The sequence below is a fragment of the Arenimonas donghaensis DSM 18148 = HO3-R19 genome (assembly GCF_000743535.1).
GTDB classification, from domain to species: Bacteria; Pseudomonadota; Gammaproteobacteria; order Xanthomonadales; family Xanthomonadaceae; genus Arenimonas; species Arenimonas donghaensis.
Genome location: NZ_AVCJ01000043.1, coordinates 153,541 through 159,562, shown reverse-complemented (window position 1 = coordinate 159,562; position 6,022 = coordinate 153,541). Strand labels below are relative to the sequence as shown.

Below are 6,022 nucleotides of genomic sequence, written 5' to 3'. Positions count from 1 at the left end.
CTCGCGGGTCGCCGGCGGCGGCAGGCTGGCACGGAGGCGGCCGGGCAGGGCCCAGCCCATCCGCCCCTGCAGCCAGACAAGCAGGGAGAGCAGCTTCGGGCGCGCCAGCAGCGCCAGCGCGGCCCGGATCCGGACCGGCGGGGGCTGGCGAGCGGCCTGGGCCGCGCGGGCGCCCTCGAGCAACTCGCCATAGCGCACGCCGGCGGGACAGGCGGCTTCGCAGCGGCGGCAGCCCAGGCAGTGGTCGAGATGGGCATCGCCGACCGGGCCGGGCGCCAGCTGGCCCGAGGCCACCGCCCGGACGTAGGCGATGCGGCCCCGGGGCGATTCAGCTTCGCTGCGGTCAAGCTGGTAGGTGGGGCAGTGCGGCAGGCACAATCCGCACTGCACGCACTGGTCGGCCAGGGCCAGCAGGGGCGCGGCGCCCGGCGCCAGGGGCGGGGAAGGGCGGGCCAGGGGCGGCGTGGCGGGCATGCGGCGATGCTAACACGGGGTTAAAACGGGCTTGCACGAGGTCCGGAACGCAGCTATCATTCCGCTTCTTTCAACCCCGATTTCTATATTTGGAGCCGTCATGAAGTCCATGACCGTCAGCGCCAACGCCCAGACCGTCAAGCAAGACTGGTATGTGGTCGATGCCAGCGGCAAGACCCTGGGCCGCCTGTGCTCGGAACTCGCGCGTCGCCTGCGCGGCAAGCACAAGCCGGAATACACCCCGCACGTTGATACGGGTGACTACCTCGTCGTGATCAACGCCGAGAAGATCCACGTCACCGGCAACAAGCTGCAGGACAAGAAGTACCACCGCTTCACCGGCTACGTCGGCAACCTGAAGACCGAGTCGCTCGGCCAGGCGCTGGAAGCGCACCCGGAGCGCGTGATCGAGATCGGCGTCAAGGGCATGCTGCCCAAGAATCCGCTTGGCCGCGCCATGTACCGGAAGCTCAAGGTGTACAAGGGCTCCGAACATCCGCACACCGCCCAGCAGCCGCAGGCGCTGGACTTCAAGGCTTAAGGTATTTACATGGCTACCCAGCACAATTACGGCACCGGCCGTCGCAAGTCCTCCACCGCCCGCGTGTTCATGCGTTCGGGCAGCGGCAAGATCATCGTCAACGGCCGTCCGGTCGACGAGTTCTTCGGCCGCGAGACCTCGCGCATGATCGTGCGCCAGCCCCTGGTGGTCAGTGACATGTCGGACAAGTTCGACTTCACCGTGACCGTCGAGGGTGGTGGCATCACCGGCCAGGCCGGCGCCATCCGCCTGGGCATCGCCCGCGCCCTGGTCGAGTACAACGACACGCTCAAGCCCGAACTGCGCAAGGCTGGCCTGATGACCCGCGACGCCCGCGAAGTCGAGCGCAAGAAGGTCGGCCTGCACAAGGCTCGCCGCGCCACCCAGTTCTCGAAGCGCTAATCGTTTCGTAAACTGGCGCGGTCCCGGAATTGGGGGATCGTCTAATGGTAGGACTGCAGACTCTGACTCTGCCTATCTAGGTTCGAATCCTAGTCCCCCAGCCAAAAAACAAAGAGGGCTCCCGAAAGGGGGCCCTCTTTGTTTTTCGGTTCGGGGGAGAGGAGACGGGCCTGTGTTCGACAAATTTGTCTGGAACAAATTTGGTCGGCGCAGCCGACCCCGGAGCGAAGCGCAGGGGCCAAGCCCATGGATGGGCTTGGCAATCCTGGTCCCCCAGCCAAAAAACAAAGAGGGCTCCCGAAAGGGGGCCCTCTTTGTTTTTCGGTTCGGGGGAGAGGAAGCGGCTTAGCCGGTGCTACCGCTTTCGCCCCGCCCGGCGATAGACTCAGGGTATTCGCTCCCGGAGCCCGCCCATGCCCGTCCCCGCCGCCGAACTTGCCCGCCTCTTCCCGCTGGAGTCACTGCGCCAGGAAACCCGGGACCAGCTGGCCCGCGAGGCCCTGGTTTCCGAGTACCAGCGCGGTGACAACGTCTTCGAGGCCGGCGACCTGGACGACGACACCCTGTACCTGCTCGACGGCGAACTGCGCTGCGTCTATCCCGACGGCCGCAACGTCGCCCACATCGCCACGGCGCCGCACGGGCGCTATTCGCTCAACGACGCGGTGCCGCGCCGGTTCACGGCCAAGGTGGTGTCGTCGAAGGCGAAGGTGATGCGGGTGGACCGGCGCTACCTGGAGAAGCTGATCACCTGGGACCAGCTCAGCCGCGACGACAACTACCGCCACTTCGGCAGCGCCCCGGGCGGCAACGACTGGGTGTTCCGCCTGCTCAGGGCACCGGCGTTCGCGCGCCTGCCGACGGGCAACATCGAAAAAATGTTCCAGATGTTCGAACCCGTGACGGTGAAGCCGAGCGAGATCGTGATGCGCGAGGGGGATCCGGCCGACTATTTCTACGTCGTGCGTTCGGGCACGGCGTCGGTGTCGAAGTACCTCGACGGTGCGCCGCAGGTGGTGGCCTACCTGCGCGAGGGCGACACCTTCGGCGAGGACGCGCTGCTGTCGAACATGCCGCGCAACGCGACGGTACGGATGATGCAGGGCGGGCAGCTGATGCGGCTCTCGCGCGAGGCCTTCGAGGCGGTGCTCAAGCCGCCGATGCTGTCCTGGGTGCTGCCGGCGGACGCCGCCCGCCAGGTGCAGGCGGGCGCGGTGCTGCTGGACGTGCGGATGCCGGAGGAGCACGACCAGCGCGCGATCGACGGTTCGGTGAACGTGCCGCTGTACCGCCTGCGCGAGGACGTGGACAACGTGCTGTCGCCGGGTGCGCGGGTGGTGGTGTACTGCAACACCGGCGAGCGCTCCGCCGCCGCGGCCTTCGTGCTCAAGCGCCTGGGCTACGAAGTCAGCGCCCTGCACGGCGGCCTCGGCGCCATGCTCCGCATGCTAGCCACCAGCAACGCCTGACCCCCAGCCCCTCTGTAGGAGCGCCTTCAGGCGCGAAGCTTCCCGTCCCTGTGGGAGGGCCTTCAGTCCCGAGCCCTTGGCCCTGCCCATAAGGCAGGCACAGCGGCCTGTGCTGCTTTCGTAGGAGGCGCCGCCGCGCACGCTACGTCCTCGCCGTCCGGCCGGGACCAAGCGTCATCCATGACCAGCTCACGGCCGGGTCGCTCCCGCGCATCCATGCGCTCCGCGACACTTGGGCATCCTGCCCGGCGCCGCTACGGACATCCATGTCTTCCGCTTCGTCGAGGACATAGCGTGCACGACGACGCTCCCACTTCAACAACGGGCCGCAGGTTGCCAGCCAGACGCTTCGCGTCGAAGTGCCAGGGGTGCGGCACTCGCCGGATGCCGATAGTCGTCTCCGAAGGTGGCTTCCCGCCTGCTTGCCCGGCAGCCACGACGACATTTCGAGGAGGTAGCGTGCGGTCGCCCTGGCCGACCTTCGGAGACAAGGACGTCGACGAAGAGCCTACAGGGAGGTACTTGCGGCGTGTCGGTCAGGGCGACTGCACGCTGCCTCCACCCGCGAAGGCACCACGACTCAAAGCCCTGCTTGCCCGAAGGGCAAGGCAAAAGCTTCGCGCCTGAAGGCGCTCCTACAGAGGGGCTGGGGGTCAGGCGGGGCGGCGGAGGGGGCGGATCTGGTCGCCGATGATGACTTCGTCGGCGCCGCGGGCCGCGAACAGGCCGCAGGTGACCACGCCCGGGATCTGGTTGAGCTTGGCTTCCAGGCCCACCGGGTCCGCGATGCGCCAGTTGTGCACGTCCAGGATCCAGTTGCCGTTGTCGGTCACCACGCCCTCGCGCCAGATTGGCTGGCCGTCGAGTTTGGCGATGGCGCGGGCCACCAGGCTTCGGGCCATCGGCACCACTTCCACCGGCACCGGGAAGGCCCCCAGGTGCTCCACCTGCTTGGCCGCGTCGATGATGCAGACGAAGCGGTCGCTGGCCTGCGCGATGATCTTCTCGCGCGTCAGCGCCGCGCCGCCGCCCTTGATCAGCCGGTTGTACGGGTCGCATTCGTCCGCCCCGTCCACGTACAGTTTCAGCGGGCCCACCGCGTTCAGGTCCAGAACCTCGATGCCATGCGACTGCAGCTGCCGCGTGCTCTGTTCCGAGCTCGACACTGCGCCTTCGATGCGGTCCTTCATCGCCGCCAGGCCGTCGATGAAAAACGCCACCGTCGAGCCCGTGCCCACGCCGACGATCATCCCGTCCTCGACGAATTCCAGTGCCTTTTCGGCGGCGAGTTTCTTCTGTGCGTCTCGGGACATCTAGCGGCCTCCGGCTTTCGCCATCGATAGGATGCGTTTGTACTGGGCGGCTTCCACCGGCATCACCGACAGCCGGTTGCCGCGCCGAAGCAGGGTGAAGTCGCCGAACTCGTCGGCCCGCGCCTTCATTTGCTCCAGCGAGACCGTGCCGTCGAACTTGCGCTCGAAGCCCACGTCCACCATCCACCAGCGCGGGTCTTCCGGCTTGGACTTGGGGTCGTGGTAGTCCGAGTCCGGATCGAACTGGGTCGGGTCGGGGTAGGGCTTCGACGCCACCTTGGCGATGCCCACCACGCCCGGTACGGCGCAGTTGGAGTGGTAGAACAGGATCGGGTCGCCGACCTTCATGTCCTTGAGCATGAAGTTGCGCGCCTGGTAGTTGCGCACGCCGGTCCAGGGCTCGGTGCCGACGCGCTCGAGGACATCGATCGAGAACTCTTCGGGTTCGGATTTCATCAGCCAGTGTTTCATGGCCGCCATTATCGCCCGAACACCCGCCATTCTTGCTCGGTCGCCACGGCATCGAGCGGAACATCCCAGTCCTCGTGTGCCAGCGCCGGCACTTCCTGGCAGGCGTAGGCGACGCCGACCAGGCTTGGCGGCGCCGCGGCGTGGCGGCGGAAGGCGAAGCTGCGGTCGTAATAGCCGCCGCCCATGCCCAGGCGATTGCCGGCCCGGTCGAAGCCCACCAGTGGCACCAGCACCAGCGTGAGGGCCTCGGGCGCCAGGGTCGAGGCGGGATCGACGTCGGGTTCGGGGATGCCGAAGCGGTTGTTGACCAGGGGGTCGCCGGCCCGCCAGGGCGCGAAACGCAGCTGGCCGTCGTCCTGGAGCACCGGCAGGCACCAGACCTGGGCCGGCGCCAGCCGCAGCTGCACCGCGTGCAGCGGGACTTCGCCGCCCACGGCCCAGTAGCCGGCGACGTAGCCGGGTTCACGCAGGTGGCGTTGGCTGGAAACGTGTCGCGCCACCGCGTCGGCCGCGGCCAGGCGTTCGCCCGGCGCAAGCGCGGCGCGCCGGGCCTGCAGTTGCCTGCGAAGTTCGGGGCGAGTCGGGTTCAAAAAAATAGCCTCCACCATGCCGATGCGTGCGAAACGACCTTGATCCCTGGGATCAAGTGGGTACCCGGACCATCGCTTCAGGCTTTCCGCAACAGGGCGGACATGCACACCACTTTGGGCCAGATTCCCGGGTCGTGTTTATGGGACAAGGCGAATGTTAGGCACGCTGTCGGACACGGCAGAGGACTGGTTGCGATTATAGTCCCGGCCCGGCGGGAAAGCGTGAACGTCAGCGTGCCGTGTCGAAGAGGCCGTCGAGCTTGCGGTTGAGTTCGCCCAGGGTCTGGGCCAGCGCCTGGTCGCGCGTTTCGGCCTGGCCGCGCAGCTGCAGCAATTCGTGTGCCAGGTTGAGCGCGGCCAGCACCGCGACGCGGTCGATGGCGGCCATGCGGTTGCCACCGCGGACTTCGCGCATGCGGGCGTCGAGCAGGTGCGCGGCGGCCGTGAGGCCCTCGCGTTCGCCAGGCTCGACGCCGACGGTGTACTCGCGGTCGAGGATCTTGACGTTGACCGGCTCGCTCACGCGTTGTGCTCCAGCGACTTCAGGCGCGCGATCATGGCCTCGACCCGGGACCGGGCCTGTTCATTCTTGTTGAGCAGCTGGGCGCGTTCGGACACCAGCTGTTCCTGGCCCTGGCGCAGGCTGCGGTTTTCCTCCAGCAGGCGCCGGTGTTGTTCGGCCAGGCGCTCGAAGCGTTCGGCCAGGGCCTGGAGCTGGGCAATGGGGTCGTTGGCGCTCATCGCGGACATCTTGGGCGGGCC

General features: G+C 67.6%; 9 protein-coding genes, 1 tRNA gene and 1 other RNA gene. 4 read left to right on the top strand and 7 right to left on the bottom strand.

Going from position 1 to position 6,022, the window contains the following annotated elements:
* A partial coding sequence (locus N788_RS11595; protein WP_034225220.1) for a 4Fe-4S dicluster domain-containing protein occupies nucleotides 1–474 on the bottom strand: 474 nt, incomplete at its 3' end.
* Between the two features lie 109 nt (nucleotides 475–583).
* Between N788_RS11595 and rplM the strand changes: the two genes are divergently transcribed.
* From rplM to N788_RS11575, 4 genes are all read left to right on the top strand, one after another.
* Nucleotides 584–1,015: a 50S ribosomal protein L13 gene (gene rplM / locus N788_RS11590; RefSeq protein WP_084696027.1), complete on the top strand. Its 432-nt coding sequence runs from the start codon at nucleotides 584–586 to the stop codon at nucleotides 1,013–1,015.
* Between the two features lie 9 nt (nucleotides 1,016–1,024).
* Nucleotides 1,025–1,417 (top strand): 30S ribosomal protein S9, encoded by a 393-nt coding sequence (rpsI, locus tag N788_RS11585; RefSeq protein ID WP_034225216.1) that lies wholly within the window; start codon nucleotides 1,025–1,027, stop codon nucleotides 1,415–1,417.
* Nucleotides 1,418–1,447: 30 nt separating this feature from the next.
* Nucleotides 1,448–1,521, top strand: a tRNA-Gln gene (locus tag N788_RS11580).
* A 309-nt stretch (nucleotides 1,522–1,830) separates the two neighbouring features.
* Nucleotides 1,831–2,886, top strand: coding sequence for a cyclic nucleotide-binding domain-containing protein (locus N788_RS11575; RefSeq protein WP_034225214.1), 1,056 nt, complete (start codon nucleotides 1,831–1,833; stop codon nucleotides 2,884–2,886).
* Nucleotides 2,887–3,539: 653 nt separating this feature from the next.
* Here N788_RS11575 and rpiA read toward each other — a convergent pair.
* The 6 genes from rpiA to N788_RS11550 all read right to left on the bottom strand — a co-directional run bounded on the left by rpiA (nucleotide 3,540) and on the right by N788_RS11550 (nucleotide 6,001).
* Nucleotides 3,540–4,199 carry a ribose-5-phosphate isomerase RpiA gene (rpiA, locus tag N788_RS11570; RefSeq protein WP_034225212.1) on the bottom strand — a complete coding sequence of 220 codons (660 nt, stop codon included), beginning with the start codon at nucleotides 4,197–4,199 and terminating at the stop codon, nucleotides 3,540–3,542.
* Entirely contained in the window at nucleotides 4,200–4,682 is a 483-nt protein-coding gene (locus tag N788_RS11565) for an EVE domain-containing protein (protein ID WP_034225264.1), read from the bottom strand.
* Entirely contained in the window at nucleotides 4,679–5,260 is a 582-nt protein-coding gene (locus tag N788_RS11560; protein ID WP_034225263.1) for a 5-formyltetrahydrofolate cyclo-ligase, read from the bottom strand. The genes N788_RS11565 and N788_RS11560 overlap by 4 nt, the downstream gene beginning before the upstream one ends.
* Nucleotides 5,261–5,264: 4 nt before the next feature.
* A non-coding RNA gene (ssrS, locus tag N788_RS14450) (6S RNA) lies at nucleotides 5,265–5,448 on the bottom strand.
* Nucleotides 5,449–5,489: 41 nt separating this feature from the next.
* Nucleotides 5,490–5,783, bottom strand: a complete 294-nt coding sequence (locus N788_RS11555; protein WP_034225210.1) for a cell division protein ZapA — start codon at nucleotides 5,781–5,783, stop codon at nucleotides 5,490–5,492.
* Nucleotides 5,780–6,001, bottom strand: coding sequence for a TIGR02449 family protein (locus N788_RS11550; protein WP_034225208.1), 222 nt, complete (start codon nucleotides 5,999–6,001; stop codon nucleotides 5,780–5,782). Before N788_RS11550 ends, N788_RS11555 begins: the two co-directional genes overlap by 4 nt.
* Between the last annotated feature and the right edge of the window lie 21 nt (nucleotides 6,002–6,022).